1 protein-coding gene and 1 pseudogene are annotated in these 1,211 nt (G+C 43.8%); one reads left to right on the plus strand and one right to left on the minus strand.

Annotated features, from left to right (window positions below; all coding sequences use genetic code 11):
- Positions 1 to 42: 42 nt before the first annotated feature.
- Positions 43 to 495: pseudogene (locus F6K52_RS36520) on the plus strand (mechanosensitive ion channel); the annotation flags it as partial.
- A 19-nt stretch (positions 496 to 514) separates the two neighbouring features.
- Here F6K52_RS36520 and F6K52_RS36525 read toward each other — a convergent pair.
- Positions 515 to 1,211 (minus strand): YcjF family protein (locus F6K52_RS36525; protein ID WP_293090156.1); only part of this gene is annotated, 697 nt, incomplete at its 5' end.

Consider the following 1,211-nt stretch of genomic DNA (forward strand, 5'->3'; position numbering starts at 1 on the left):
TAGGAAACTACATATGATGCAGAAGGGGAAACAGCATCTACCCCCGCTACCCGTACCCCATCAGAGATTGCTGGGATTATCGTTTTAGTGGGTGTAATGCTATTTGCCACAGTAGCAGCATTGGATATTCTCGGCATACCCGCCCTAACATCCTTAGTACAAGGTATTTTGTTGATATTTGCCCAGATATTAGCAGGATTAGTGGTATTTGCCATTGGCCTGTTCCTAGCAAATTTGGCTTTCAATATCATTACCAGTTCTGGCAACTCCCAAGCATTAATTTTGGGTCAAGTGGCAAGAATTGCCATTATTGTCCTAGTATCAGCCATGGCATTACAAAGGATTGGTATTGCCCACAATATTGTCAACTTGGCCTTTGGTTTACTATTAGGAGCGATCGCAGTGGCTATTGCCTTGGCTTTTGGTCTTGGTGGCCGAGATGTTGCCTCAGAACAAGTTAGAGAATGGTTAAACTCTTTTAAAATCAGAGGATAATAGCTTTGGTTAACAAAAATTAGCCATTTTTAACCTTCTCTTGTAATTCATCTTTGATGCGGTTAAGAATTGATTTTTCGTCAATACTTGCCAAAATCTGATGAATCACAGCCTTTGGTCCATCGGGTCCCCAAGTTGCCCCATTAGCTAAATAAGCTTTGGTAACTTGTCCGATGCCGTAGGAAGAAGTACCACCTACTGCGGCTTGGGTTAAGGCGACCGACATATAGGGAGCCAAAGACGCACCCCCAGTAGCTGGTGCTGAAATACCCAACAGGGTTTTTAATGAACTTAATCCTAAATTTGCCAGTAATTCACTGGCACTAATACCGCCCATCCCCAGGGCGATTTTTTGTAACAATTTGACTGCTCCGGTTTCCGTCATTTGGATACCATAGAGCTTGGATAAACCCAGGATTAATACCACGTCAATTACTGCTCCACTGAGAATATCCACCACCGTCACGGGATTTAAGGCAATGGCCACTGCTTTGGCGATTACGGCTTTCCAAATTAGCTCATTGGCTGCCAAATCCCGAATTTCTAGTTTGCGCTGTACCACCTGCTCATTCAGGTTATCCGCATAGAGCATGGTATTGAGGGCAACTAAATCCTTCCCTTCCCGTTGGAGAATTTCCAGGATTTTCAGTTTTAGTGCTTCTATTTGGGGATTACCAGGGCGTAACTGTAGTTTACTACTACCATCAGCTCCCTTT

The sequence above is a fragment of the Moorena sp. SIO3H5 genome (assembly GCF_010692395.1).
Taxonomy (GTDB): domain Bacteria; phylum Cyanobacteriota; class Cyanobacteriia; order Cyanobacteriales; family Coleofasciculaceae; genus Moorena.